We start from the raw sequence: 26,003 nt of genomic DNA on the forward strand, positions 1-26,003 counted from the left end.
CGCCCCCGGTCGAGGGTCACAGTTTCCCGCCCCGCCCGCCCTCGCGCCGCGCGGGCGCGATGAGCGTCGACAGGTACGGCAGCGGCCCGTCGCCCAGTTCCCCGGCGCCCCGGATGGACTCCTCGGGCAGCCCGAGCGCCGACCCCCACACCGCGTCCTCGGTCCGCCCGGTCTCCCGCAGCGCCGCCGCGACCTCGTGCGCGAGCCGCCCGAACTTGTACGCCACCACGGTCCCGGGCCCGGCGAGCGCGTCCTTCAGGACGGCGGCCCCGGCCGTCACCGGCACCAGCGTCAACGGCTCGGTGCCCTCGGTGAGGACGGCACCACTGCGCGCCGCGAGGTCCTGCATGGCGGTGATCCCGGGCACGGTCTCGACGGCCACCCCCGGCACCAGACCCTCGATCGTCTGCGCGAGATAGGTGAACGTCGAGTACACATTGGGGTCGCCGATCGTCGCGAACGCCACCGTGCCGCGCTCCCGCAGCAGTTCGGCGACGCGCTCCCCGGCCGCGTCCCAGGCCGCCTCGCGCCGCGCCCGGTCGGTGCGCTCGTTCAGCGCGAACACGACGCGTACGACGCGGTCCTCGGGCACATAGTGCAGCACCGTGGCCTCGGCGCGCCCGCGCTCGCCGGTGTCCATGACGGGTACGACGACGACATCGGCGCCGCGCAGCGCGTTCACGCCCTTGACGGTCACCAGCTCGGGATCGCCGGGGCCGACCCCCACGCCGATCAGCCTGCTGCCGCTGCCACTCATGCCTTGCACCTCTCCACGAACCGACGGGCGATCCCGGGCTCGGCGGCCCAGTGCGTGTGCAGATAACTCGCGTGCACACCCCGTTGTACGAAACCTTCGACGCGCCGTTCAGGAGCGTGCAGCCCCCAGGCGGGAGCCGCCCCCGCGCCCGGCTCCACGACCGTGCGGTGGAACTCGTGCCCGCGCATCCGTGTCCCCACGCCCGCGAGCACACTGTCCGACACGGCGACGGCCTCGCGATACCCCAACGTCAGCCGCTCCGACATCCGCGCCGTCGCGTCCAGCACGCCGCACATCGGCTTCCCGTCCAACTCCCGCGCCAGATAGAGCAACCCGGCACATTCGGCGGCGACCGGCACACCGCTCCGGGCGAGCTCCGCCACGGCTTTCCGCAAGGGCTCGTTGGCGGACAGCTCGGGCGCGTACACCTCGGGGAACCCGCCCCCGATGACGAGCCCCCGGGTGCCGGGGGGAAGCTCTTCGTCGTGCAGAGGGTCAAAGGTCACGACCTCGGCCCCGGCAGCGGCGAGCAACTCGGCGTGCTCCGCGTAGGAGAACGAGAACGCGGCCCCACCCGCCATGGCGACGACGGGCGGCTCCTGCACGTCCGGGGTGCTGATTTCAGCCCGTCCGGCGTTTGAGGACGAGGCGCGAAGCGCCGATTCGGGGGTCCGGGGGCGGAGCCCCCCACGCGGCGGAGCCGCAAATCGATACAGCCGGGAGGGGGCGGGACTGGGGAATGCCTCGCAGGGCGACCACCCCGCACCCGACAACTCCGGCGCGCTGCGAGCCAACGCCAACACCGCCTCCAGGTCACACCCGCCCCGCACCTGCGAGGCCAACGCGGTCACAGCCTCAAGAGCCTCCCCCCGCCGCTCGGCGACAGGCACAAGCCCCAAATGCCGAGAGGGCGCCCGAACCTGCGGAGCCCGCCGCAAGGCACCCAGCACCGGCACCCCGGAAGAGTCCAACGCCTCCCGCAACAACTCCTCGTGCCGCTCCGACCCCACCTTGTTGAGAATCACCCCGCCGACCCGAACCTCCGGATCCCAGGAGGCGAACCCGTGCACGAGCGCGGCCACGGACCGGGACTGCGACGACGCGTCGACGACCAGCACGACAGGAGCCCGCAGCAACTTCGCGACATGCGCGGTGGAGGCCAGCTCCCCCTGCCCGGAGGCCCCGTCGTACATCCCCATCACACCCTCGACGACGGCCAGATCACACCCGGCGGAGCCATGCGCGAACAGCGGGGCGACCAGGTCGGGCCCGCACAGATACGCGTCCAGGTTCCGCCCCGGGCGGCCCGTCGCCAGCGAGTGATATCCGGGGTCGATGTAGTCGGGCCCGACCTTGTGCGGGGACACGGCGAGCCCGGCCTCCGTGAAGGCGGCCATCAACCCGGTCGCGACGGTCGTCTTCCCACTCCCGGAGGACGGTGCGGCGACAACGACACGTGCTACCACTCGATGCCCCGCTGCCCCTTCTGACCGGCGTCCATGGGGTGCTTGACCTTGGACATGTCGGTGACGAGGTCGGCGTACTCCACGAGCGCGTCCGGCGCGTTGCGCCCGGTGATCACGACATGCTGGGTCCCGGTCCTGGCCTTCAGCACGGCGACGACCTCCTCGACGTCGATCCACCCCCAGTGCATGGGGTAGGCGAACTCGTCGAGGACGTACAGCTGGTACGTCTCGGCGGCAAGGTCCCGCTTGACCTGCTCCCACCCTTCACGGGCCTTGTCCTCGTTGCTCATCTCGCCGTCGGCCGGGGCACGCTGGATCCAGGACCACCCCTCACCCATCTTGTGCCAGTCGACGGACCCGCCCTGCCCGCTGGCGCCGAGCACCCGCAGCGCGTTCTCCTCGCCGACCTTCCACTTCGCCGACTTCACGAACTGGAACACGCCGATGGGCCACCCCTGATTCCAGGCCCGCAGCGCGAGCCCGAAGGCGGCCGTCGACTTGCCCTTGCCGATCCCGGTGTGCACGACGACGAGCGGCCGATTGCGCCGCTGACGCGTGGTGAGCCCGTCGTCGGGCACGACACTCGGCTGTCCCTGAGGCATCAGGCAACCCTCCTCGCGGAGCCGTACGACTCCCGGACGTCCTTCACGAGACCGGCGATCGAGTCGGCCCGCAGCTCGTCGAGCGTCACCGCGGTCCCGCCGAGCTCCCCGGCCAGCTGCCCCGCGAGCCCGAGCCGCACCGGACCCGACTCGCAGTCCACGACCACCGACGCCTGCCCCTCGGCGGCGAAGAGCCGCGCGGCACGCCCGGCCTGCGCGACCGGCTCCACACCGCCGGTGGCCCGGCCGTCGGTCACCACGATCACCAGCGGCCGCCGCGCGGGATCCCGTAGCCGCTCCACCCGCAGCACCTCGTGGGCGCGCAGCAGCCCGGCCGCGATCGGCGTACGCCCGCCGGTGGGCAGCGACTCCAGGCGCACGGCCGCCGCGTCCACGGACGACGTGGGCGGCAACGCCACCTCCGCCCCCGACCCCCGGAACGTCACGAGCCCCACCTTGTCCCGCCGCTGATAGGCGTCGAGCAGCAGCGAGAGCACCGCGCCCTTCACGGCGCTCATCCGCTGCCGCGCCGCCATCGACCCCGACGCGTCCACGACGAACAGCACGAGGTTCCCCTCGCGCCCCTCCCGGGTGGCCTGCCGCAGATCGTCACGCCGCACCACGAGCCCGCGCCCGGACCGCCCGCGCGCCCGCTGATGGGGCGCGGCGGCCTGCACGGTCGCCGCCAGGTGCAGCTTCGTGAGCGCCCCCCGGGGCCGCCGCGCACCCGTCGTACGGCCGTGCTCGGTGCGCGCCCGCGACCGTCGCCCCGCCGCGCCCTCGCCGAGCCCCGGCACGCTCAGGACCTTCGTCCGGAACGGCTCACCGGCGCGCACGGCCTGCTGCTCGCCCGCGCCACCACCCTGCGGCTGCCCGTCGTCGGCGGCCTCGGGCGTCGCGGCGGCCCCGTCCCCGGACTGCTCGGGCCCGGAGTCCTGCGGCGGCTGCCCGCCACCACCGTCGGGCCCGCCACCATCGGGATCGGGCTCATCACCCCCGTCGTTGTTCTCCCCGAACTCCTCCAACGTCTCGTCCAGCTTGTTCTCGTCGAGCCCCGGCGCGTCGAAGGGATTGCGCCGCCGCCGGTGCGGCAGCGCGAGCAGCGCGGCCTGCCGCACGTCCTCGGCGAGCACGTCCTCACGCCCGGCCCAGGCGGCGAGGGCGGTCGCGGTGCGGGCCATCACGATGTCGGCGCGCATGCCGTCCACCTCGAAGGCCGCGCAGGTCGCCGCGATCTGCCGCAGCGCCCCGTCCCCGAGCCGCACCCGCGGCAGCAGCGCGCGGGCGGCGACGATGCGGCCGCGTACGGCACCCTCCTCGTCGCCCCAGCGCGCCGCGAACCCGTCCGGGTCGTCGTCGTAGGCGAGCCGCCGCCGCACGACCTCCACGCGCTGGTCGGGCTCGCGGGACGCGGAGACCTCGACGGTGAGCCCGAACCGGTCGAGCAACTGCGGCCGCAGCTCGCCCTCTTCGGGGTTCATGGTCCCCACGAGCAGGAACCGCGCGGCATGCCGTACGGACACACCCTCGCGCTCGACATAGGAAGAGCCCATGGCGGCGGCGTCCAAAAGGACGTCGATCAGGTGGTCGTGCAACAAGTTGACTTCGTCGACGTACAGGATTCCCCGGTTGGCGTCGGCGAGCAGTCCGGGTTCGAACGCTTTCACGCCCTCGGCCAGTGCCCGCTCGATGTCGAGTGCCCCCACGAGCCGGTCCTCGGAGGCCCCGACGGGCAACTCGACTATGCGGGCGGGGCGTTGGATCCGTCCGGCGTCCCGGTGTGGACCGTCCGGGCAGTCTGCGTCCGCCGCCGCTGGGTCACAGGAGAACCGACACCCCGGAACGACGCTCACCTCCGGCAGCAGTGCCGAGAGTGCACGTACGGCGGTGCTCTTGGCGGTGCCCTTCTCCCCCCGTACCAGTACGCCGCCCACTGCGGGACTGACAGCGTTGAGCAGTAGTGCCAAGCGTAGGTCGTCCTGCCCGACAAGCGCGGTGAAAGGGTAGGGGCTCATGCGCGGATCACACCTTCGAGTGGCTGGGGCCGGACTGAGAGAGCTTCAAAGAAGGAGAGAGCCACGATGGGGCCATATTCCCCGCCGATGCGGGGGTGGTCCGCTGCTCCACGATCACCTGGTCGAGCTGCTGCTGTTGTCCCCGCCAACGCGGGGGTGTTGAGGGCCATCAGCCGTCCCCCTCCAGGTTTCCCTCGAGCTCGAGATACGTGGCCCGCAACCGCTCCAACGTCTCCGCGTCCGGCTCGGCCCAGAGCCCCCGCTCCGCCGCCTCCAGCAACCGCTCGGAAATCCCCCGCAACGCCCACGGGTTGGACTTCTCCATGAAGGCCCTGTTCTCCGGGTCGAAGACGTACTCCGCGGACAACTTCTCGTACATCCAGTCGTCCACGACACCCGCGGTCGCGTCGTACCCGAACAGATAGTCCACGGTGGCGGCCATCTCGAAGGCCCCCTTGTACCCGTGCCGCCGCATCGCGGCCATCCACCGCGGATTGACGACGCGCGCCCGGAACACCCGGTGGGTCTCTTCCCCCAAGGTCCGCGTCTTGACCTGATCGGGCACGGCCGAGTCCCCGACGTACGCCTCGGGCGACTCACCGGTCAGATGCCGCACCATGGCGACCATCCCGCCGTGGTACTGGAAATAGTCGTCGGCGTCGACGAGATCGTGCTCGCGCGTATCGACATTCTTCGCCGCGACAGCGATCCGCCGAAAAGCGGTCTCCATGTCCCCCCGAGCGGCCCGCCCGTCGAGCCCCCGCCCGTACGCGTAGCCGCCCCACACCGCGTACACCTCCGCCAGATCGGCGTCGGAGCGCCAGTTCCGCGCGTCGATGAGCGGCAGCAGCCCCGCCCCGTACGCGCCGGGCTTGGAGCCGAAGATGCGGGCGGTGGCGCGCCGCCGGTCGCCGTGCTCGGCGGTGTCCTCGTCGACGTGGGCGCGTACATAGTTCTGGTCCGGAGCCTCGTCAAGATCGGCGACCGCCCGCACGGCATCGTCGATCAGCCCCACGACGTGCGGGAAGGCGTCGCGGAAGAACCCGGAGATGCGGACGGTGACGTCGATGCGGGGCCGCCCCAGCTCGGCGACGGGCACGACCTCGAAGCCCGTGACGCGGCGCGACGCGTCGTCCCACACGGGCCGGCACCCGAGCAGCGCGAGGATCTCCGCGATGTCGTCGCCCTGGGTGCGCATGGCGGAGGTGCCCCACACGGTCAGGCCCACGGACTTCGGGTACTCGCCGGTGTCGGCCAGATAGCGCGCGATGAGCGAGTCGGCGAGGGACTGTCCGACCTCCCAACTCAGCCTGGACGGAATGGCCTTGGGGTCGACGGAGTAGAAGTTGCGGCCGGTCGGCAGGACGTTGACGAGGCCGCGCGTGGGGGAGCCCGAGGGTCCGGCGGGGACGTAGCCGCCGTTGAGGGCGCGCAGGATGTGCCCGATCTCGTCGGTGGTGCGGGCGAGCCGGGGCACGACCTCCTCGCAGGCGAATCCGAGGACGGCGACGGCGGGCGGCAGTTCGACGCCGACGACGTCACGGACGAGGCCGCGCACGGCGGCGAGGTCCCAGCCGCGCTCCTCCATGCCCTCGGCGAGGCGGCGGCACAGCTGCTCAAGCAGGTCGATGGCGTCGGCGGCGGTACGCGCGGGCCCTTCCACCAGCGAGGTGAGCCCGTCGGCCACCTTCACGGCCGCACCGGGCTCGCCGAGCAGTTCCTTCTCATCGAGCCCGAAGTGCTCCGCGAGACAGGCCCGAAGCCCCGGCAGCGCGTTGGCGGCACCGCCCCACACCTGCGAGGCGCGAAGCACCGCGAGGACGAGGTTGACGCGCGCCTCGCCGACGGGACCGCCGCCGAGGATGTGGAGCCCGTCGCGGATCTGCACGTCCTTGATCTCGCACAGATAGCCGTCGATGTGCATCACGAACTCGTCGAAGGCGTCGTCGTCCGGCTGGTCGTCGACGTGCAGGTCGTGGTGCAGCTCCGCGGCCTTCACCAGCGTCCAGATCTGCGCCCGCACGGCCGGCGCCTTGACCGGGTCGAGGTCGCTCACCAGGGCGTACTCGTCGAGGAGTTGCTCCAGCTTCGCCAGGTCCCCGTAGGTGTCGGCGCGCGCCATCGGCGGCACCAGGTGGTCCACGACGGTGGCGTGCCCGCGCCGCTTGGCCTGGGTGCCCTCGCCGGGGTCGTTGACGATGAAGGGGTAGACGAGCGGCAGGTCGCCGAGCACGGCGTCCGGCGCGCAGCCGCCGCTCAGGCCGAGGCCCTTGCCGGGCAGCCACTCCATGGTGCCGTGCTTGCCCATGTGCACGATGGCGTCGGCGCCGAAGCTGTTGTCCAACCAGCGGTACGCGGCCATGTAGTGGTGAGACGGCGGCATGTCCGGGTCGTGGTAGATGGCGATGGGGTTCTCGCCGAAGCCGCGCGGCGGCTGGATCATCACGACGACGTTCCCGAACCGGAGCGACGCGAGCACGATGTCCCCGCCGTCCACGTACAGGCCGCCCGGAGGCTCGCCCCAGGCCTCCAGCATGCCGTCGCGCAGCTCGGGGTCGAGCGTGTCGAACCACGCCCGGTAGTCGGCGAGCGGCACCCGCGCGGGGGCGGCGGCGAGCTGCTCCTCGGTGAGCCATTCGACGTCGTGGCCACCGGCGTTGATGAGGGTGTGGATCAGCTCGTCGCCGTTGTCGGGGTGGCCCTCGACGGCGTAGCCCGCGTCCCGCAGGGCGTCGAGGACGCGCACGGCGGAGGCGGGGGTGTCGAGGCCGACGGCGTTGCCGACGCGGCTGTGCTTGGTCGGGTACGCGGTGAAGACCAGGCCGAGGCGCTTGTCTGCGTTGGGCTTGTGCCGCAGCGCGCCGTGGCGGACGGCGATTCCGGCGACGCGGGCGGCCCGCTCGGGGTCGGCGACGTACACGGGGACGTCGTCGGGGCCCTGCTCCTTGAAGCTGAACGGCACGGTGATGACGCGGCCGTCGAACTCGGGGATCGCCACCTGCATGGCGGCGTCCATGGGGGAGAGGGCGGCGTCGGAGTCCTGCCAGGCGGCGCGCGACGAGGTGAGGCACAGGCCCTGCAGGACGGGGATGTCGAGGTCGGCGAGGGCGCCGATGTCCCAGGCCTCCTCGTCGCCGCCCGCGCTGGCGTCGGAGGCGTGGGTGCCGCCCGCGGCGAGGACGGTGGCGACGAGGACGTCGGCGCGCCCGAGGATCTCGTACAGGCCGGGGTCGGCGCCGCGCAGCGAACCGCAGTACACGGCGAGGGCGTTGGCGCCCTTGTCCTCGATGGCGTCGCAGAGGGTGTCCACGAAGGCGGTGTTCCCCGACAGCTGGTGCGCGCGGTAGAAGAGCACGCCCACGGTCGGGCGCCCCTCCACGTGCGCGCGCTCCCCGTGCACCCCGTACTCGGGCATCTTCCGCGGCTCGGCGAAGCCGTGGCCGGTCAGGAGCACGGTGTCCGACAGGAACCGCTCCAGCTCCACGAAGTTGGCGGGGCCGCCCTCGACGAGATAGCGCAGCGCCTCGGCGACGACGCCGGCGGGCACCGACGACTCGGCCATCAGCTCGGCGTCGGGCACGGACTCGCCGCCGAGCAGCACGGTCGGGATCCCGGCCGCCTTCAGCGCGGCGAGCCCGTCCTCCCAGGCGCGCTTGCCGCCGAGGAGGCGTACGACGGCGATGTCCGCGCCGTCCAGGAGCGCGGGCAGTTCCTCGCGCACGTCGACGCGGGTCGGGTTGGCGATGCGGTAGGGCGCGTCGGACGCGCGGGCGGCGAGCAGGTCCGTGTCGGCGGTGGACAGGAGAAGGACGGTCATGAGGGTGCCCCCGGTGCGATGAAGGGGAGACCGGACGGAGCGCCGGTCTCGATCAGGCGCAGCAGCGCGTCGGTGTCCGCGTGTTCTTCGATGAGGTCGCCGAGGAGGTCGAGCTGTTCCTCGCGCAGGGCGGCGAAGCCGGTGTCGGGCGCGGGCACGAAGCGGCGGCCCGCGGCGCGCGCGACCTCGGTGAGGAAGCGGCGCCGGAACGCGTCGCTCTCCAGCGACCCGTGCCAGTGGGTGCCCCACACGGCCCCCACCCGACACCCGTCCAGGAAGGGGTCCCCGCCCAGGACCTCGGCGACGCCGTGATGGATCTCGTACCCCTCGACGTGCTCACCGAGCGCCTCGCCGACGGGCCGCGCCAGGGTCTTCTCCCGCCGGAACGTGACCCGTACGGGCAGCAGCCCGAGCCCGTCCACGGTCCCGGCCCGCGACTCGACGTCGTCCTCGATCCGCTCCCCGAGCACCTGGAAGCCGCCGCAGATCCCGAGGACCGGCCGGCCCTCGGCGGCCCGGCGCGCCAGCGCGTCCGCGAGCCCGCGCTCGCGCAACCACTCCAGGGCGTGCACGGTTCCGCGCGTTCCCGGTACGACGACGAGGTCCGCGTCGACGAGTTCCTCGGCCCGGTCCACGAACCGCACCACGACGCCGGGTTCGGCCGCGAGCGCGTCCACGTCGGTGAAGTTGGACATCAGCGGCACCGCGCACACGGCGATCCGCAGCACGTCCGCGCCGACGGGCGCCGCCACGACGGACTCCCGCACCGCCCCGCGCAGCGAGACCCGAAGACCGTCCTCCTCGTCGATGCCGAGCCCGTGCCGGAACGGCAGCACGCCGAAGGTGCTCCGCCCGGTGAGGTCGCGCAGCATGTCGAGGCCGGGTTCGAGCAGCGACACGTCCCCGCGGAACTTGTTGACGAGGAAGCCCGCGACGAGTTCCTGATCGGCGGGGCTCAGCAGCGCCACGGTCCCGAAGAACGACGCGAACACACCCCCGCGGTCGATGTCCCCGACCACGACGACCGGGAAGCGGGCGGCCCGCGCGATCCCCATGTTCACGATGTCGGTCCGCCGGAGGTTGATCTCGGCGGGACTCCCCGCCCCTTCGCAGATCACGGCGTCATACGTGCCCCGAAGCTCCTCCAGGCATCCCACGACGGTGTCGAGCAACGCCTCCTGCCGGCCCCCGTGATAGCCCCGGGCACTCATCTCGCCCACCGGCTTCCCCATGAGCACGACCTGACTCGACCGGTCGCTCCCCGGCTTCAACAGCACGGGATTCATCAGCGCACTGGGCTCCACCCGAGCGGCCTGCGCCTGCATGGCCTGCGCCCGCCCGATCTCGGCCCCTTCCCGAGTGACGAACGAGTTCAGGGACATGTTCTGCGCCTTGAACGGCGCGACGGAGACTCCCTTGCGGGAGAGCCACCGACAAATCCCGGCGGTGACCACACTCTTCCCGGCGTCGGAGGTGGTCCCGGCAACCAACAGCCCACCGCTCACGCGCCACCTCCAGGTCGCTGTGACTGCGCATGTGGCGCGGGCTGCCCGTGCTGCTCCGGCAGCCGATTGCCTGCCGTCTCCCGCTGTGGGCGATCGTCCCGCAGGGCGGGACGGGTGGGCACAGCCCACGGCGCCGGGTGCCGCTTGGTCGCGCGTGCACCCCGTGCAAGGTCAGCGGCCACAGCAACACCCAGGGCGAGCCACCCGACCCTCCGGGACAACTTCACGGCCCGCTCGATGTCGCCCACGGCGACAGCCCGCCCCTCGCCGTTGAGGACAGGCCGATGCTCAACCCGCCCCGCGTAGGACAAGGTCCCCCCGAGCCGCACCCCCAACGCCCCCGCGAAGGAGGCCTCGACGACCCCGGCATTGGGGCTGGGATGCTTCGAGGCGTCGGCCCGCCAAGCCCGCACCGCCCCCCGAGGGGACCCCCCGGCGACCACGGCGAGCACGCCGGTGAGCCGAGCCCCGGGCCACCCGGCGACATCATCGAGCCGAGCAGAAGCCCACCCGTACCGCAGATGGCGCGGGGACCGGTGCCCGACCATCGCGTCGAGCGTGTTGACGGCCCGGAACCCCAAAAGCCCCGGCACACCCCCGACGGCCCCCCACACCAACGCCCCCACGACGGCGTCGGACGTGTTCTCGGCGACGGACTCGACGACGGCCCGGGCGATCCCGTCGGCGTCGAGCGCCGCGGGATCACGCCCGCACAGATGGGGCAGCCGCTCCCGGGCGACGTCCACGTCCCCCGCGGCGAGGGCGCCCCCGATGGCGCGCGCCTCCCGCGCGAGGGAGGTCCCGCCGACGACGGCCCAGGCCGCGGCGGCGGTCAGCCCGACGGAAGCGGCACGCGAGCGGCGTACGGCGAAAGAAGCGAGCGCACCGGCGCCGACGGCGCCCCCGGCGCACACCAGGGTGTGCAGCGCGCCCCACCCGCGGTGGTCGCGCCACAGCACCCGCTCGACGGCCCCCGCCGCACGCCCGAACGCGGCGACCGGATGCCCGCGGCGAGGATCGCCGAGCAGCAGGTCACCGAGGAGTCCGGCGGCGGCGCCGTACGCGAAGTCGCGATCGGCACACATGGGGGTCAGCCCGCCGACACGCGGCGGAGGGCTCTCGGCCGCGACGGGGCCCCGGGCGGAGCAGGGGACGGCAACGGGCGGCCGCGCATGGCGATATGTCCTCACTCAGGGTTTCCGCGCCCTGGTTCGACGAGATCGGCGGCGAGAGTTCCTGGCTCCCGGGGATCGCGTCGGATCGCCCGGTGACAGTGGCGGGACCGCGCCGGATTCGCACCGGCTTCCTCTCCTGCCGCCGTAAATGGCTCCGGCAGTCCACCACGGCCCACGACGCCCGTCAACTCGCTGTTGACCTGCGACGGGAGAGTGTGCGGAGCTCCACACGGAAGGTTCCGGGGGCCGGTTTACGGCTAGGCGGGAGCAACGCCCGTTCGTAAACTTGAACATGACAGCAGGAGAGCGGCGCGGCATGCGGACCCGCTCGGGCGACGCCGACTCTTGTGAGCGCACGGGGCAAGGGGGCGGTGTGGCCGACGCGTACTTACCGGCAGCGCAGTGGTTCAAGAGCAGTTACACCGCCACGGCGGGCGGCGATTGTGTGGAAGTGGCCCGTCCCGGCGATCGGGTGTGGGTGCGTGACTCCAACCGCCGCGGCGAGACGCACCTGGCCGTGACGCCACCGGCGTGGCGTGCGTTTGTGAGGGCGGTGGCCTCGGGGAGAGTCGGGGTGGAGTGACCTGTCCCAGCGTGCGCACGGAAGGCTGGAGACCATGGGGGTTGAGAGCAGGCAGCTGCCACTGAGCAGGCATGTCCCGCCGTCCACCAGGCGGCTCGCCGTGGTGGTGTACTGCGGACTCTGCGGCTGCGTGGCCGCCCTGACGGGCGCGCTCGCCTCCCTCCTCGTCGAGGGCGTGCCGTTACGGCTCGTCGTGTGGCTGGCGACGTCCGCCGCCGTGGCGGTCGCCGCCGGTGTCGTGTGGGGCCGTGCGTCGCTCATCCCGCGCCCGCCCGTGGAGCGGGTCCGTCCGCGGACGCCCCGTCGGCCGGCGGGCGGGGCTCGGCCGGAGCGGCGGGGTCCTGGCGGCGGCCGCGCCTGAGGATCCGTACGACCCAGCCCACGGCGGCGGTGAGCAGTCCGCAGACGCCGCTGAGGACGACGGCGAAGTGCCAGGGGCTGATGTCGTAGTGCGCGACGACGCTCCGGCCGATGATCACGACGGGTGCGATCGTCACGACCACGACGGCCAGGCACAGCGAGACGCAGCCCGTCTTGGCGAGGAAGCTGAGCGTCTGCAGTTCCTGGGAGTGCAGGCTGCGCCGGTGCTCGTGGTCGAGGAGCCGGTCCAGCTCGCGGGCGAAGTCGGGGTCCTTCATACCCTCCCGGATGAGGTCGTTGACGTGGGTGGGGGCGGCGGGTGCCGTGAGGTCCTGGCCCGGCGGCGGGTCCGCCTCGCCCGCTCCGTCGGCGCCCGCAGGGGCAGGGACCCCAGGGGCGCCGGGGGAGCCGGGGGAGCCGTCCGGGGCGGCGGCTTGCGCGGCCGTCAGGTGGTGCCACAGCCACCGTGCCAACATGACGACCCACATGGCGCGAGACCTCCCCTCGTCCCGGAGCGGACGGCTCCGAGAATCAGCCTGCGAAGCCTTCCCTGACCTCGCTGATCAGGTCGATCGCCTGGCTTCCGCTGTACGCGATCTCCTGCAACTGCTCGAAGCAGTCCTGGAAGTTGGCGACCAGCTCGTAGTTCTCCCGGGTCGCGATGACGGCCTGCGAGAACTCCACGTAGATCAGGTCGTCGTCGTCCTTGAAGCCGAGGAGGGCGAACGGGGTCTGGGTGCTCAGCAGCGCCCCGGCGGTGAACGGCAGCACCTGGAGGGTGGCGTTCGGATGCTCCGCCACCTCCAGGAGCCGCTGCAATTGGCCGCGCATCACCGCCGGGGCGCCGATACGGCGGCGCAGCGCCGCCTCGTCCACGATGAAGTGCAGGTCCTCGATCCCGTTGTCCTGGTCGAAGACCCGCTCCTGGCGCGCGGTGCGGAACTCCACCAGGCGGCGGCGCGTGTTCGTGTCGCTGACCTCGGGGGTGGCCAGGGCGTCGGCGTACTCCTCGGTGTGCAGCAGGCCGGGGACGACGATGGGCTGGTAAGTGCGCAGGGAGACCGCCGCGGCCTCGAACCCCAGATATTCGGAGAACCGGGGATTGGCGACGTCCGACCACTGCGTCCACCACGACTGGCCCTTCGAGCCCCGAGCGGCGTTGACGAGCTCCGTCACCTTCTCCTCGTCGTCCACGCCGTACTGACGCAGCAGTGCCCTCAGGTCCGTCACCGAGACACTGACGGTGCCCTTCTCGATGCGGTTCAGCTTCGACAGTGACCATTCGAGTTCGTTCGCCGCCTCACCCTGGGTCTGCCCGGCGTCCTCACGGGCCTTGCGCAGGGCGATGCGGAGCTTACGGCGGTTCAGGCTCGGGTCCAGTTCGCTGGGCATGAGGCTCCTTCACTACGACCAGGAGTCAGCTCGCCATGAAGCCGTACGAAGGGCAGCGATACGAAGGTATGCCTAACGCAGACTGGCCCTCCGCCGTGCAGCGCAGCGCAGCCGCTCTGTCTGACATATGTGCGCCCGACCCTAGCAGAGTGCTGCTACCCAGTATGCCACATGTCTAATCGAACATGAGCGAGTCGCAGTGTTGCCTGATCGCGGATGATCGCTAGCGCGTGTCGCCCGCGCGGTCCGCGGGCCTCCTGGCCAGGCGCCGGAACGCCGAAAAGCCCTGAGGGGCGGCCAGTTCGGCCGCCCCTCAGGGCTTTTCGGACGGGGCGCTGTGGCGCCCGCGCCGTCAGACGACGATCAGATAGATCCCGTACGCGACCGCCGCCACGCAGAGCGCGAAGCAGGCGTACGCCCCCAAGCGCGCCGGTACCGCGGCCGTGCCGCCCCCGGCGGTCCGCGCCTGCTCCTGCTTGGAGAGGCCCACGATCCCAAGGGTGAACAGGCCCACGAGGGCGACGGTCACCACGAGGCTGACTCCGAAGACGGAGCCGAGAGCTGCCCAGTCGATCTTCATGCTGCTGCTTCCTTACACCGTGGCGGGCCGGGCGGAGTCCGCCACGGAGGGGGCGGGCGCGGCGCCTTCGACCGCGGAGGTCCCGGTGCCGGTGGTCACCGGGCCCGCCGGGGGCGGGGTGACGGCGGCGATGGCGGTGGTCACGACGCCCGCGGGCTCGGCGGTGCCGGCGCCGGGGGTGCCGATCTCGTCGGCCGTGACGTTCGTGTGGTCGACCGGCTGGCGGCGCGACAGCGACCAGATGACGGCGGAGCCGCCGACCAGGAGCGCGGCCGTGGTGGCGATGCCCCAGGTGCCCTGCTTGGTGAGGAGCTCGGCGCCCGCGCCGACCAGACCGGCGGCCGGGAGCGTCAGGCCCCACGCCACGAACATCCGCGTCGCCGTGGACCAGCGGACCACGCCGCCCTTGCGGCCGAGGCCCGCGCCCATCACGGCGCCGGAGCAGACCTGGGTGGTGGAGAGGGAGAAGCCGATGTGCGAGGAGGCGAGGATCGCCGTCGCGGCGGACGTCTGCGCCGCGAAGCCCTGCGGCGGCGCCAGCTCGGTGAGGCCCTTGCCCATGGTGCGGATGATGCGCCAGCCGCCCAGGTAGGTGCCGAGGGCGATGGCGACTCCGGCCGAGACGATGACCCACATCGGGGGGTTGGCGCCCGGGTTGAGCACGCCACCGGTGATCAGGGCCAGCGTGATGATGCCCATCGTCTTCTGGGCGTCGTTCGTGCCGTGGGCGAGCGAGACGAGCCCGGCCGACGCGATCTGCCCGGCGCGGTAGCCCTTCGAGGTCGCCTTCTCGTCCGTACGGCTGCTGATCTTGTACGTGAGGCGGGTGGCGAGCGTCGCCGCGATGCCGGCGACGAGCGGGGCGGCGACCGCGGGGAGCAGCACCTTGGTGACGACCGTGCCGCCGTTGACCGAGGACCAGCCCATCGACATCACGGCGGCGCCGATCAGGCCGCCGAACAGGGCGTGGGAGGAACTGGACGGCAGGCCGAGCAGCCAGGTCAACAGGTTCCAGAGGATCGCGCCCACCAGGGCCGCGAAGATCACTTCGGTCTTGAGACCGTCTTCATTGATGATGCCGCCGGAGATGGTCTTGGCGACTTCGACGGAGAGGAACGCTCCGACGAGGTTCAGCACGGCGGACATGGCCACCGCCGTCTTGGGCTTGAGAGCGCCGGTCGAGATGGTCGTCGCCATCGCGTTGGCTGTGTCGTGGAAACCGTTCGTGAAATCGAACACGAGAGCGGTAACGATCACGATCCCGAGGAGAAGCGTGATGTGTTCCATTTACCCAGGCTTCTGTTGGACGTCAGTGGCTCGTGGAACGTAGGCAACCTGGATGAACGGAAAGTGAACTGGGTTGGGCCGCACGGTGACTCGAACCGGGGTGCCGTCACTCCACATCCTTCCGGCATACACCCACTCGGGCGGCGGGGTGATGGCGAGGACCCGTGGGGGGCCCGGAATTAGGCCGTCCGTGGTCCTTTCGGGCGACCCCCGTTCGAACCGCTGAGCTGGGCCGTCGAGCCGGGGAAGAGATCCTGATCACCTGCCGTGACCGGCGCCGTCGTCGGACCGCCCACAGGTCTCAAACCTCCGGCCGTGTGGCGGTGCCGTGTTCCAAGGCTCCACGGACTCCCCCCATTCCATTCCATGGCCCGCCCCGATGCCCGGACGCCGCGCTCACCCGGCCCCCGCGGCCGCGCCCTCTGGCAGGATCACCGCATGACTGAGCAGCGGCACGACACCACTGCGGGCGCGGGGCGCGAGGCGCTCGCGCGGGCCTGGGACGAGCTGGTCGCGACCGCCCGCAGGACCGTGACGGACGGCCTGGTCGTCGGCACCTCCGGCAACGTCTCCGTGCGCGTCGGCGACACCGTCCTCGTCACCCCGAGCGGCGTCCCCTACGACCGGCTGACGCCCGCGGACATCCTCGGCGTCGGCCTGGACGGCGAGCGGCTCCTCGGCACGCTCGGCCCCACCAGCGAGCTGCCCATGCACCTGGCGATCTACCGCGCCACCGACGCCGGGGCCGTCGTCCACACCCACGCCGTGCACGCCACCGCCGTCTCCACCCTGGTCCCGGAACTCCCGCCCATCCACTACATGACCGGCGCCCTCGGCGGCCCCGTCCGCGTCGCCCCGTACGCCCTGTACGGCACCGACGAGCTGGCCGAGCACATGCTCCACGCCCTGCGCGACCGCACGGCCTGCCTGCTCCAGAACCACGGCACGGTCGCCTACGGGGACTCCCTCTCCCAGGCCTTCGACCGCACCGCCCAACTGGAGTGGATGTGCCACCTCTGGCTCACCGCGACCTCGGTGCCCGGCCGCACGCCGAGCATCCTGTCCGCGGAACGGGTGAGCGAGGCGGGGCGGAAGTTGAAGGGGTATGGGCAGCGGGGGGTGGGGGTGGACGGGCTTGCCGGGACGGACGGGTCCGCCGGGGTGGCTGGGTCCGCCGGGGCGGACAGGGCGGACGGGGGCTGACCTCGCCCCCGAGGCGGGGCGGGCGTGGCTCGCGGTCGGGGTCGGCTCGGTGAGCCGGGCGAGTACGGGCCGGGACGCGGTGCGGGGTCGTGGCCGGGGCATGGGAAGGGGCCGGGACCGGGGCGCGGCTGACGGCCGGGACCGGGGTGCGGCTGACGGCCGGGACCGGGGCGCGCGTGGCGGCCGCGACCGGGTCGCGGGTCGCGGCCGGGACCGGTCGGTGTCCCCGCACGGAGCGCACTCCCGCGCCGCCGCCCACTGGCCGCGCTCGCCGACCCCGCAGACACTGTTGGGGTGCGCCCTGCCAAAGCGACGACCGCCGTCGTCACCACCGCAACCGCCGTCCTAGGCGCCACCGCCCTCGCCATCGCGGCCGGGCGCTACGCCAGCGACGCCGCCCTGAAGGCCCCCGCGGGCCGCCCCCTGCCGACGGAACCACGTCTGACCGTGCACTCCACGGCCGCAGGACAGATCGCCCTCACCCGATCCCTGGCCTCCGGGCGCCCCGGCCTGTACGGCCTGAGCGGCGACGGCTGCCACGCCGTCGTCGGCCCGGTCCTCGACGCCGCCCCGCACGAGGCCGACACCGTCGTGCGCCGCCTCGAACGCGTCACCCACGGCACCCTGGAGCCCGGCGCCCGGGTCTGGTTCACGCCACAGGTCCACATCGGCGACCCACGCGGGGCGCTCGGCATCGACCACGCCGACGTCGACGTCCCCGGCGAACTGGGTCCGCTGCCCGCCTGGTTCGTGCCCGGCGCCCGCGACACCTGGGTGATCACCGTGCACGGCCTCGGCACCACCCGCGAGCACCCGATGGTCGTCATGGACTTCCTGCGCCGCCAGCAGCTGCCGGTGCTCGACCTCGCCTACCGCGGCGACCTGGGCGCGCCCCGGCCACCGGACGGTCTCGGCCACCTCGGCGAGACCGAATGGCGCGACCTGGACGCCGCCATCCGCTACGCCGTGCGCTACGGAGCCCGCGACGTCGTCCTGTACGGCTGGTCCACCGGCGCCTCGATGGCCCTGCACGCCGCCGCCCGCTCCGCCCTGCGCGACCGCGTCAAGGGCCTGGTCCTGGACTCGCCGGTGCTCGACTGGGAGACCACGCTGCGCGCCCTGGCCACCGCCCGCCGCACCCCCGGCGCGCTGCTCCCGCTGGCCGTGCGCGCCGCCCAGGGCCGCACCGGTCTGCGCGGCGACCGCCTCCCCGACGCCGCCGACCCCGCGGCCCTGCGGGTTCCGACCCTCGTCCTGCACGGCCCCGGCGACACCGTCGCCCCCTGGGAGCTCTCCCGGGCACTGGCCGGAAAACGCCCTGACCTCGTCACCCTGCACACCGTTCCGGATGCGCCCCACGGCGCCATGTGGAACGCCGACTCCGCACGGTACGAAGAGGCGCTGCGCCGCTTCCTCACCCCCTTGATGTAGCCGATGCGACCCCCTTCCCACCTCCGGGCCTGACGCTCCGCGACCGCTCTGGGGTCCGCTTGCCAGGCCCCCGACGGGATTCCGTTTGGGTTTTCGGACCGTCAACAGGAAGACTGCTCCCGTGACGTCCCGTATCCCGCGCGACTCCCGGCTCCACCTCGTCCGCACACCGTCCCCGAGGGCCGAAAGGCGAGCGGAGGCGGAGCGCGGCCGAGCGCGCGGCCCCCTCGGCGCCCCCGGCGCGGTGACCCAGCGCCGCTCGCGCCGTCCCGCGCCCCCGCCGCCGGAGGGCACCCCCGCGCCCGCCGAGCTGGCCCGCCAGGCCCGCGCGGGCCTGGCGAGCGCCGTACGCGTCGCCCGCTGGGCCGACCAGGCCCTGCGTCCCGACACCGGCCCCCTGCGCGCGGCGGGCAAGGGCAAAGGCAAGAGCGAGACCACGACCGGCGCCGCGAAGGGCGGCAGGGACGGCGGCAACGGCGGCAAGGACAGCGGCGCGGGGGCCGGCCCGAAGGCCGGACCGCACGCCGACGCGGACGCCGGGACGGGCAAAGGGACCGGCGGCGCCCTCTCCGACGCGACCGCCGAACGCGCGGCCGCCGCACTGGACATGACGGTCCACCAGGTCCGTGCCGACTGGGACACCGCCCGCCTGGCCGGACTCGTCGAGGTGCACGGCGGCACCGCACGCCCGGGCTGGCGGCTGCGCGCCTGGGACCGGGACGACGCCGCGGTCCTGCGCGGCTGGGTCGCCCTGTTCGACGCCTGGTCGCTCGTCCACCCCGCCCCCGCCGAACTGCCGCCCGCCACCGTCGCGGAGGCCGTCGAGGCCGTCCCCCAGCTCCTCTCCTTCCTCCAGCTGTCGGCGGGCCCCGTGCCCGTGCCGCAGCTCCTGGATCTCCTGGACCAGCGCGTCCGGGAACTGCGCACCGAGCGCTGCGAGATCCCGTACGGCCCGCAGGCGGAGCCCGAGCCCCCGTCCCGGCCCGCACCGCACCGGGAAGCGGTGCCACCCCCGGCGACCGCCGCCCCAACGACCGCCGCCACCGCCCCGCCCCAGGCCGCCACCGCCCCGGCCGACCTCACGGAGCCCGACGACTGCGCGACCCAGCCCCCGCTGCCCGCCCTGCTCGACTGGGCGCTGCACGCCCTGTCCGCCGTGGGCGCCCTCACCTGCGCCGACGGCCAGGCCACCCTCACCCCGCTGGGCAGCTGGGCGGTGTGGGTCAAGCTGGAGCAGATCTGCGTGGCCGCGCAGAGCCCGGCGGGGCACATCGAGCAGTCCGCCGAGGACATGCTCCGGGGCTGCGCCCGGCTGCGGCCCAACGCGGCCCGCGCCGAGTACCGCGCCTGGCTCGCCGCCCGCGACGCGGGCACCGCCGTCACCGAACTCATCGACGCCGCCCGGGGCGAGGACGCCCTGCTGCGCGGCCTCGCCTTCGAGGCCCTGCGGGTCGTCGGCGCCCCGGCCGAGCCGGACGTCCGCGCCGTCGTCGACGAGGCCTCGCTGCGGCCCTACGCCCTGCTGTGGCTCGCCGAGCACGAGGGCACCGACCCCGAGGACGTCCATCTCGTCCTGACCCGGGCGGAGTCGACCTGGCTGTGGGTCGACACCGCGGCGGCCGTCGCCGACCACGGCGAGGCCGAACTGCTCGTGCGCCACTTGGAGTCGGCGCCGCAGCCCACCGTGCCCGCGCTCATCGACGAGGTGCGCACCGTCGGCCATCCGCGCACCGTGCAGGTCCTCGTCGCGCTCGCCGCGGCCCACCCGGACCCGGCGCTCGCGAAGGCCGTGCGCCGGGCGGCGTTCCAGGTGCACACCGGCGGCATGTGAGAGCCGCGCCCGCCCCGGGGCCCGGGGCGGGTCAGGCGGGTATCTCCGGGGCGTACGTGCCGAAGCTCCAGATGTTGCCCTCCGCGTCCCGTGCCATGTAGTCGCGCGAGCCGTAGTCCTGGTCCGTCGGGGGCATCAGGATGTCCGCGCCGTGCTCCACGGCCCGCTCGTGGTGGGCGTCTACGTCGTCCACCACGATGTACGTCGCGGTCGGGCCCGCGTCCTTCATCGTCTCGGCGAAGAGGCCGCCGCGGCCCTTGGAGCCCAGCATCACCGCGCCGTTGCCGTACGTGAGTTCGGCGTGCAGGACCGTGCCGCCCTCGCTCTCGTACACACTCGTCTCCGTGAAGCCGAAGGCCTCCGTGAGCTGCTTGATCGCGGCCTTGGCGTCCGCGTACAACAGCGTCGGGAAGATGCTCGGGCGTCCCCTGGCAGCGCCTGCCATGGCGATCACTCCTTCGTTCGACGTGACCTGTTCCACAGTCTGGCACCGGGGTCTGACAACGGCCCGGGAGCGCCCGCGGGGGCCGGGCGGCGCGGCTCAGCGGAAGGTGTTGCACTGCGCCATGTCGCCGGTACGGAAGCCCTGGTAGAACCAGTCCTGCCGCTGCTTCGCCGAGCCGTGCGTCCAGGACTCGGGGGTCACCCGGCCCTGGAAGCGCTCCTGGATCCGGTCGTCGCCGACCGCCGCCGCCGCGTCCAGGCCGTCGCGGATGTCGTCGTCCGTGAGCTTCTTGATCACGGGCCTGCCCTCCTCGTCGGGCGTCCGCGTGGCGTGGTGCGCCCACACCCCCGCGTAGCAGTCGGCCTGCAGCTCGACGCGTACGGCGTTGCTGCCCTCGCCGGTCCGGCCGTCCTGCGCCCGGCTCAGCGTGCCCATCAGGTTCTGCACGTGGTGGCCGTACTCGTGCGCCACGACGTACGCCTGCGCGAACGGACCGCCGGTGGAGCCGAACTTCGTCCGCAGCTCCTCGAAGAACCCCAGGTCCAGATAGACCCTGCGGTCGCCGGGGCAGTAGAAGGGCCCGACCGCCGACGACGCCGCGCCGCACGCCGTGCCGACGCGGCCGGTGAAGAACACGGTCTGCGCGGACGCGTACTGCCCCTGGCGGCGCGGGAACTCCTGGCGCCAGTAGTCCTGGACGCTGTTGACGACCGCCAGGATCCGGCAGTCCTCGCGGGCGTTCGCGTCCTTGCCGGTGTGGCAGCTCCGCTTGACCTCGGCGAGCGAGGAGGACGAGGCGGCCGGCTCCTCGCCGCCGTCCGTCAGACCGAGCTGGTCGGGACCCACGCCGAAGAAGAGACCGAGGAGCAGCGCGATCAGACCGGCGACACCGCCGCCGATGGTCGCCTTGCCGCCGGGGATGCGGCTGCCGCGCACATCCTGCACCTCGGAGGAGTCGAGATTCGCGTCGTCGTCGAACTGCATGGGCGCACCACCCTCTGCCTCGCGTACGAGCCGCGCTGCCTCACCTCCGGGACGACGCTCCGCCGCCCGCGCCGGACCCCGGCCACTTCATCCTGGTACGCCCCGCACCACCCGGCGCCGGACGGAGGTCCGAACGGGCTACGCCGCCCCTCGGCCGCGTCACGCGGCCCTCCGGGAGCGCCGCCGAGGGCCGCGCCGGAAAAGCGGTTGCGGCGCCCCGTTAGAATTGGCCCATGGCCATCCTCCTGCTGCATTAGACGGCTGAGCGGCGCGCTCCGCGCGACAACGCATCGTGCATCGTCCTTGCCTCCCTCCCGCCGTCCATATCCCCTGTCCAGGAGTCTGACCGTGATCACCGCCTCCGGTATCGAGCTGCGTGCCGGCGCCCGCATCCTCATCGAGAACGCCTCGTTCCGCATCGCCAAGGGCGACCGCATCGGTCTCGTCGGCCGCAACGGCGCGGGCAAGACGACGCTCACCAAGTGCCTGGCCGGTGAGGGCACCCCCGCGGGCGGCACGATCAGCCGCTCCGGAGAGGTCGGCTACCTCCCGCAGGACCCGCGCACGGGCGACCTGGACGTCCTCGCCCGCGACCGCGTCCTGTCGGCGCGCGGCCTCGACGTCCTCATCCGCAAGATGCGCGAGAACGAACACCGGATCGCCAGCGGCCAGGGCTCCACGCGCGAGAAGGCCCTCAAGCAGTACGAGCGCCAGGAGACGGAGTTCCTCACCAAGGGCGGGTACGCCGCCGAGGCCGAGGCCGCCACCATCGCCGCCGCCCTGAACCTCCCGGACCGCGTGCTCGGCCAGCCCCTGCACACGCTCTCCGGCGGTCAGCGCCGCCGCATCGAGCTGGCCCGCATCCTCTTCTCGGACGCCGACACGCTCCTCCTGGACGAGCCGACCAACCACCTCGACGCCGACTCGATCGTCTGGCTCCGCGACTACCTGAAGACGTACCGCGGCGGCTTCATCGTGATCTCCCACGACGTCGACCTGGTCGAGACGGTCGTCAACAAGGTCTTCTACCTGGACGCCAACCGCTCCGCGATCGACGTCTACAACATGGGCTGGAAGCTCTACCAGCAGCAGCGCGAGTCCGACGAGAAGCGCCGCAAGCGCGAGCGCCAGAACGCCGAGAAGAAGGCCGCGGCCCTGCACTCGCAGGCCGACAAGATGCGCGCCAAGGCCACCAAGACCGTCGCCGCGCAGAACATGGCCCGCCGCGCCGACAAGCTCCTCGCCGGCCTGGACGAGGTGCGCCAGAGCGACAAGGTCGCCAAGCTGCGCTTCCCCGAGCCCTCGCCGTGCGGCAAGACCCCGCTGATGGCCGAGGGGCTCTCGAAGTCGTACGGCTCCCTGGAGATCTTCACCGACGTCGACCTGGCCATCGACAAGGGCTCGCGCGTCGTCATCCTCGGCCTCAACGGCGCGGGCAAGACCACCCTGCTGCGGCTCCTCGGCGGCGCCGAGAAGCCCGACACCGGCCAGGTCATCGAGGGCCACGGCCTCAAGCTCGGGTACTACGCCCAGGAGCACGAGACCCTCGACCCGGAGCGCACGGTCCTGGAGAACATGCGCTCGGCCGCGCCCGACCTGGACCTCGTCGAGGTCCGCAAGACGCTCGGCTCGTTCCTCTTCTCCGGAGACGACGTCGACAAGCCCGCGGGCGTGCTCTCCGGCGGGGAGAAGACCCGGCTCGCGCTCGCGACCCTCGTCGTCTCCTCCGCCAACGTCCTGCTCCTCGACGAGCCCACGAACAACCTCGACCCGGCCAGCCGCGAGGAGATCCTGGGCGCCCTGCGCACCTACAAGGGCGCCGTCGTCCTGGTCACGCACGACGAGGGCGCCGTCGAGGCGCTGCAGCCGGAGCGGATCATTCTGCTGCCGGACGGCGTCGAGGACCTGTGGGGCGCGGACTACGCGGACCTGGTGGCTCTCGCCTGACGATCTCCCGGTCGGACCCCTGTCCGGGGTCCACCGGGCTTGATCGAATGACTGATCCACTGCGTATGGATCATTCGGCCGAGCCGTGATCCTTCATCTGTGTGAGACGTCCTCGTACCGAGGTGTGGCATACACGGATTTTCGCGTCCCACGGGACCCGCAGGCCCGTCTTTCCCCGGCACGGCGCTGACCTGCCGCTTCCTCGCAGAACCCATTCGGCGGTACGTCCCGCGACGTGCGGAATCGTTAATTCCGCTCGTGACGGCCGCTTGACTCCCGGCGAATCAAGTCGCATGGACCTTGCCGAATGGGTGGCCAGGACGCTCGGAAGGGGTGATCATGAGAAGTCCAGAGCGCACTTCCCATGAGGAGGCACGGGTGGCCGAGACTCTGAAGAAGGGCAGCCGGGTTACCGGCGCCGCGCGCGACAAGCTCGCGGCAGACCTGAAGAAGAAGTACGACGGCGGTGCGAGCATCCGGGCGTTGGCCGAAGAGACCGGCCGCAGCTACGGGTTCGTCCACCGGATGCTCAGTGAGTCCGGAGTCACGCTGCGGGGACGCGGCGGGGCAACGCGAGGCAAGAAGGCCGCTTCCAGCTAGTCGGCCCAGTCGGCTTCTCGCGGCCGTCCGACTCCGGGTGGTCCGGTGTGGCCACCCGGTCGATCGGCTGATCGACCGGGTGGTTACTGTGCAGTCACTTGTGGGCACGTCCGTGCCCGCAGGGCGCGCCGACACGCGTCCGCCAGGGCGCTGACCGGCGTGCGTCCACCATGACTGCACCCACCCGGAGGCACTGATGGCTTCGCCCGACAGCGGTTCGCCCGAGAGCGGCCCGAGCGTCGCAAGCACGACGGCGCCGGTCCTCGACCGGGACGGCGTACGCCTCACGGTCGACGAGGCCGTCGCCACGGTGACGCTGACCAACGCGGCCAAGCGCAACGCCCAATCTCCCGCGCTGTGGCGGGCGTTGACCGAGGCCGGCCGGGTGCTTCCCGGCAGCGTCCGCGTGGTGGTGCTGCGCGGAGAGGGCAAGTCCTTCTCCGCCGGCCTCGACCGGCAGGCGTTCACGCCCGAGGGCTTCGACGGCGAACCGTCCTTCATCGACCTGGCGCGCGGCGCGGACGACGAGCTCGACGCGGCCATCGCCGAGTACCAGGACGCCTTCACCTGGTGGCGGCGCGGCGACCTCGTGTCCATCGCCGCCGTCCAGGGGCATGCGATCGGTGCCGGGTTCCAGCTCGCCCTCGCCTGCGACCTGCGGGTCGCCGCCGACGACGCGCAGTTCGCCATGCGCGAGACCAGCCTCGGTCTGGTGCCCGACCTCACCGGCACCCACCCGCTGGTCTCCCTCGTCGGGTACGCCCGCGCCCTGGAGATCTGCGCCACGGGCCGCTTCGTCCAGGCCGCCGAGGCCGAGCGCATCGGCCTCGCCAACCTCGTCGTGCCCGGCGACCAACTCGACGCCACCGCACAGGACTTGGCCGCCGCGCTGCTCGCCGCGCCGCGCGACGCGGTCATCGAGACCAAGGCGCTGCTTCAGGGTGCCGCGGGGCGCTCGTACGAGGAGCAGCGCCGCGCCGAGCGGGCCGCGCAGGCGCGCAGGCTGCGGGATCTGGCGGGCATCGGGGACTGAGGGAGTCCCGGGCGGCCGTCGGCCCTGGTCGGGAGGGCAGCCGGTAGAGACAGTCGGCCGGGGGTCGGCGGGGCGGCGGTCAGTCCACCGCCGTGACCAGGACCGCCACCGACGGTCGGTCCGGCAGGGACGCGGCGACGGCCGCGCGGACCGCGCGCGCCACGTCCAGGGTGCGGTGCCGCGCGTCCGCCGCGAGGTCCACCCGGACATGGCGGCGCGGCAGCATGAGCGTCGCCCCGTGCTCCTCGATGTGGACGGCCCGGGCCGTGCCGCCGAGTACCCCCGCCAACCGCGCCACGCCGGGCACCGCGAGGGCGGCCCGCGCCACACGCCCCTCGTCGCCGGGCGACGGGTCGTCCTCGTACGCGGGGAGGGGATCGGACGGTACGTCGGCGATGTCGCCGGTGGCCGAGGGGGCAGCCGCCGAGGGCGCAGCCGCTGCGGCCGTGTCCTCGGGCATCGCATCCCCGGGCGTCGAACCCCCGGCCACCGCACCCATGGCCGCCGCATCCCCAAGGCCCCCGTCCCCGAGCCCCCCGCCCCCCTCCATCAGCCCCGTCACCCGCAGGTCCACCTCCGTCACCACCAGACCCAGCCGCTCCGCCGCGGCCGAGCCGAGCGTCCTGCGCAGCCGGTCCGCGGTCGGGGCCAGCGGCTCGGTCGTCGCGGCCTGGAACTCCGCGCTGATCCGCAGCGGCCCCGGCGGCAGCGCGCTCGGCGGCGACGGCACCGCGACGACGTACGCGTCCGGGGACAGCGGTGCGCCGCCCCGCTCCACGAGGGACACCCGCAGGCGGGTCACGCGGACCCCCGCCACCCGCGCGGCCGAGCCGCGCAGCACCGAACGCGCCGCCGACTCCGCGAGCCAGGCGCCGTCACCCGGGCCGCCCAGCGGGAGCATCCGGCCGAGGCCCAGTTGACGTCGTACCGCGGAGGTCCACCCGTCACCCGTCATGGCTCCAGCGTGCCCCATCCCGGGCGCGCCGGCCC

Annotated in this window: 20 protein-coding genes, 1 pseudogene and 1 riboswitch; of the genes and pseudogenes, 7 read left to right on the forward strand and 14 right to left on the reverse strand. The window is 73.0% G+C overall.

The window, feature by feature from the left end; translation table 11 throughout:
• Nucleotides 1-16 precede the first annotated feature (16 nt).
• The 7 genes and pseudogenes from cobI to AB6L24_RS10610 form a co-directional block, all read right to left on the reverse strand.
• Complete coding sequence (cobI, locus tag AB6L24_RS10580) at nucleotides 17-757, reverse strand: precorrin-2 C(20)-methyltransferase (RefSeq protein WP_405654520.1); 741 nt, start codon at nucleotides 755-757, stop codon at nucleotides 17-19.
• On the reverse strand, nucleotides 754-2,223 hold the full coding sequence (locus tag AB6L24_RS10585; RefSeq protein WP_405654522.1) for a cobyrinate a,c-diamide synthase: 1,470 nt from the start codon (nucleotides 2,221-2,223) through the stop codon (nucleotides 754-756). The genes cobI and AB6L24_RS10585 overlap by 4 nt, the downstream gene beginning before the upstream one ends.
• Complete coding sequence (cobO, locus tag AB6L24_RS10590) at nucleotides 2,217-2,825, reverse strand: cob(I)yrinic acid a,c-diamide adenosyltransferase (RefSeq protein ID WP_405654524.1); 609 nt, start codon at nucleotides 2,823-2,825, stop codon at nucleotides 2,217-2,219. The genes AB6L24_RS10585 and cobO overlap by 7 nt, the downstream gene beginning before the upstream one ends.
• Complete coding sequence (locus AB6L24_RS10595; protein WP_405654526.1) at nucleotides 2,825-4,840, reverse strand: putative cobaltochelatase; 2,016 nt, start codon at nucleotides 4,838-4,840, stop codon at nucleotides 2,825-2,827. Before AB6L24_RS10595 ends, cobO begins: the two co-directional genes overlap by 1 nt.
• Before the next feature lie 169 nt (nucleotides 4,841-5,009).
• Entirely contained in the window at nucleotides 5,010-8,657 is a 3,648-nt protein-coding gene (gene cobN, locus AB6L24_RS10600) for a cobaltochelatase subunit CobN (RefSeq protein WP_405654528.1), read from the reverse strand.
• On the reverse strand, nucleotides 8,654-10,162 hold the full coding sequence (locus tag AB6L24_RS10605) for a cobyric acid synthase (RefSeq protein WP_405654530.1): 1,509 nt from the start codon (nucleotides 10,160-10,162) through the stop codon (nucleotides 8,654-8,656). Before AB6L24_RS10605 ends, cobN begins: the two co-directional genes overlap by 4 nt.
• Before the next feature lie 149 nt (nucleotides 10,163-10,311).
• Nucleotides 10,312-11,247: pseudogene (locus AB6L24_RS10610) on the reverse strand (cobalamin biosynthesis protein); the annotation flags it as partial.
• Between the two features lie 122 nt (nucleotides 11,248-11,369).
• Nucleotides 11,370-11,511, reverse strand: a riboswitch (cobalamin riboswitch).
• A gap of 142 nt (nucleotides 11,512-11,653) precedes the next feature.
• Between AB6L24_RS10610 and AB6L24_RS10615 the strand changes: the two are divergent.
• On the forward strand, nucleotides 11,654-11,920 hold the full coding sequence (locus AB6L24_RS10615) for a DUF397 domain-containing protein (protein WP_078619328.1): 267 nt from the start codon (nucleotides 11,654-11,656) through the stop codon (nucleotides 11,918-11,920).
• Nucleotides 11,921-12,177: 257 nt separating this feature from the next.
• Here the strand turns inward: AB6L24_RS10615 and AB6L24_RS10620 are convergent, their stop codons facing one another.
• The 4 genes from AB6L24_RS10620 to AB6L24_RS10635 all read right to left on the reverse strand — a co-directional run bounded on the left by AB6L24_RS10620 (nucleotide 12,178) and on the right by AB6L24_RS10635 (nucleotide 15,539).
• The gene (locus tag AB6L24_RS10620; RefSeq protein WP_405654532.1) at nucleotides 12,178-12,768 is read right to left on the reverse strand and encodes a hypothetical protein; all 591 of its coding nucleotides are present in this window, start codon (nucleotides 12,766-12,768) and stop codon (nucleotides 12,178-12,180) included.
• Nucleotides 12,769-12,811: 43 nt separating this feature from the next.
• The gene (locus AB6L24_RS10625; protein WP_405654534.1) at nucleotides 12,812-13,672 is read right to left on the reverse strand and encodes a helix-turn-helix domain-containing protein; all 861 of its coding nucleotides are present in this window, start codon (nucleotides 13,670-13,672) and stop codon (nucleotides 12,812-12,814) included.
• A 352-nt stretch (nucleotides 13,673-14,024) separates the two neighbouring features.
• Nucleotides 14,025-14,252: a hypothetical protein gene (locus tag AB6L24_RS10630; protein WP_380851111.1), complete on the reverse strand. Its 228-nt coding sequence runs from the start codon at nucleotides 14,250-14,252 to the stop codon at nucleotides 14,025-14,027.
• A gap of 12 nt (nucleotides 14,253-14,264) precedes the next feature.
• A complete protein-coding gene (locus tag AB6L24_RS10635) occupies nucleotides 14,265-15,539 on the reverse strand; it encodes an anion permease (RefSeq protein WP_405654536.1) in 1,275 nt (424 codons plus the stop codon).
• Between the two features lie 438 nt (nucleotides 15,540-15,977).
• Here AB6L24_RS10635 and AB6L24_RS10640 point away from each other — a divergent pair, with 438 nt between their 5' ends.
• From AB6L24_RS10640 to AB6L24_RS10650, 3 genes are all read left to right on the forward strand, one after another.
• The gene (locus AB6L24_RS10640) at nucleotides 15,978-16,742 is read left to right on the forward strand and encodes a class II aldolase/adducin family protein (protein ID WP_405654538.1); all 765 of its coding nucleotides are present in this window, start codon (nucleotides 15,978-15,980) and stop codon (nucleotides 16,740-16,742) included.
• Nucleotides 16,743-17,036: 294 nt separating this feature from the next.
• Nucleotides 17,037-18,173, forward strand: a complete 1,137-nt coding sequence (locus tag AB6L24_RS10645) for an alpha/beta hydrolase (RefSeq protein ID WP_405654540.1) — start codon at nucleotides 17,037-17,039, stop codon at nucleotides 18,171-18,173.
• A 121-nt stretch (nucleotides 18,174-18,294) separates the two neighbouring features.
• Complete coding sequence (locus AB6L24_RS10650) at nucleotides 18,295-20,004, forward strand: hypothetical protein (RefSeq protein WP_405654542.1); 1,710 nt, start codon at nucleotides 18,295-18,297, stop codon at nucleotides 20,002-20,004.
• A 31-nt stretch (nucleotides 20,005-20,035) separates the two neighbouring features.
• Here AB6L24_RS10650 and AB6L24_RS10655 read toward each other — a convergent pair whose 3' ends face one another.
• Nucleotides 20,036-20,449 (reverse strand): VOC family protein, encoded by a 414-nt coding sequence (locus AB6L24_RS10655; RefSeq protein ID WP_405654544.1) that lies wholly within the window; start codon nucleotides 20,447-20,449, stop codon nucleotides 20,036-20,038.
• Between the two features lie 96 nt (nucleotides 20,450-20,545).
• Nucleotides 20,546-21,433 (reverse strand): neutral zinc metallopeptidase, encoded by an 888-nt coding sequence (locus AB6L24_RS10660; protein ID WP_405654546.1) that lies wholly within the window; start codon nucleotides 21,431-21,433, stop codon nucleotides 20,546-20,548.
• Nucleotides 21,434-21,781: 348 nt separating this feature from the next.
• Here AB6L24_RS10660 and AB6L24_RS10665 point away from each other — a divergent pair, with 348 nt between their 5' ends.
• The 3 genes from AB6L24_RS10665 to AB6L24_RS10675 all read left to right on the forward strand — a co-directional run bounded on the left by AB6L24_RS10665 (nucleotide 21,782) and on the right by AB6L24_RS10675 (nucleotide 25,013).
• Nucleotides 21,782-23,380, forward strand: coding sequence for an ABC-F family ATP-binding cassette domain-containing protein (locus AB6L24_RS10665; RefSeq protein ID WP_030361337.1), 1,599 nt, complete (start codon nucleotides 21,782-21,784; stop codon nucleotides 23,378-23,380).
• Nucleotides 23,381-23,758: 378 nt separating this feature from the next.
• Nucleotides 23,759-23,980 carry a helix-turn-helix domain-containing protein gene (locus AB6L24_RS10670; RefSeq protein ID WP_016645426.1) on the forward strand — a complete coding sequence of 74 codons (222 nt, stop codon included), beginning with the start codon at nucleotides 23,759-23,761 and terminating at the stop codon, nucleotides 23,978-23,980.
• A 196-nt stretch (nucleotides 23,981-24,176) separates the two neighbouring features.
• Nucleotides 24,177-25,013 carry an enoyl-CoA hydratase/isomerase family protein gene (locus tag AB6L24_RS10675; RefSeq protein ID WP_405654549.1) on the forward strand — a complete coding sequence of 279 codons (837 nt, stop codon included), beginning with the start codon at nucleotides 24,177-24,179 and terminating at the stop codon, nucleotides 25,011-25,013.
• A 79-nt stretch (nucleotides 25,014-25,092) separates the two neighbouring features.
• On the opposite strand, the gene AB6L24_RS10680 is transcribed toward AB6L24_RS10675, so the two are convergent.
• Nucleotides 25,093-25,968: a nucleopolyhedrovirus P10 family protein gene (locus AB6L24_RS10680; protein ID WP_405654550.1), complete on the reverse strand. Its 876-nt coding sequence runs from the start codon at nucleotides 25,966-25,968 to the stop codon at nucleotides 25,093-25,095.
• Between the last annotated feature and the right edge of the window lie 35 nt (nucleotides 25,969-26,003).

The organism is Streptomyces sp. RK9 (assembly GCF_045070545.1).
GTDB lineage: Bacteria > Actinomycetota > Actinomycetes > Streptomycetales > Streptomycetaceae > Streptomyces > Streptomyces alboflavus.

What these genes read in the sequence shown, in the direction of transcription:
- cobI (WP_405654520.1), bottom strand. Translation starts at nt 757, where the DNA reads ATGAGTGGCAGCGGCAGCAGGCTGATCGGCGTGGGGGTCGGCCCCGGC.
- cobO (WP_405654524.1), bottom strand. Translation starts at nt 2,825, where the DNA reads ATGCCTCAGGGACAGCCGAGTGTCGTGCCCGACGACGGGCTCACCACG.
- AB6L24_RS10595 (WP_405654526.1), bottom strand. Translation starts at nt 4,840, where the DNA reads ATGAGCCCCTACCCTTTCACCGCGCTTGTCGGGCAGGACGACCTACGC.
- cobN (WP_405654528.1), bottom strand. Translation starts at nt 8,657, where the DNA reads ATGACCGTCCTTCTCCTGTCCACCGCCGACACGGACCTGCTCGCCGCC.
- AB6L24_RS10615 (WP_078619328.1), top strand. Translation starts at nt 11,654, where the DNA reads ATGCGGACCCGCTCGGGCGACGCCGACTCTTGTGAGCGCACGGGGCAA.
- AB6L24_RS10620 (WP_405654532.1), bottom strand. Translation starts at nt 12,768, where the DNA reads ATGTGGGTCGTCATGTTGGCACGGTGGCTGTGGCACCACCTGACGGCC.
- AB6L24_RS10625 (WP_405654534.1), bottom strand. Translation starts at nt 13,672, where the DNA reads ATGCCCAGCGAACTGGACCCGAGCCTGAACCGCCGTAAGCTCCGCATC.
- AB6L24_RS10630 (WP_380851111.1), bottom strand. Translation starts at nt 14,252, where the DNA reads ATGAAGATCGACTGGGCAGCTCTCGGCTCCGTCTTCGGAGTCAGCCTC.
- AB6L24_RS10635 (WP_405654536.1), bottom strand. Translation starts at nt 15,539, where the DNA reads ATGGAACACATCACGCTTCTCCTCGGGATCGTGATCGTTACCGCTCTC.
- AB6L24_RS10640 (WP_405654538.1), top strand. Translation starts at nt 15,978, where the DNA reads ATGACTGAGCAGCGGCACGACACCACTGCGGGCGCGGGGCGCGAGGCG.
- AB6L24_RS10655 (WP_405654544.1), bottom strand. Translation starts at nt 20,449, where the DNA reads ATGGCAGGCGCTGCCAGGGGACGCCCGAGCATCTTCCCGACGCTGTTG.
- AB6L24_RS10660 (WP_405654546.1), bottom strand. Translation starts at nt 21,433, where the DNA reads ATGCAGTTCGACGACGACGCGAATCTCGACTCCTCCGAGGTGCAGGAT.
- AB6L24_RS10675 (WP_405654549.1), top strand. Translation starts at nt 24,177, where the DNA reads ATGGCTTCGCCCGACAGCGGTTCGCCCGAGAGCGGCCCGAGCGTCGCA.
- AB6L24_RS10680 (WP_405654550.1), bottom strand. Translation starts at nt 25,968, where the DNA reads ATGACGGGTGACGGGTGGACCTCCGCGGTACGACGTCAACTGGGCCTC.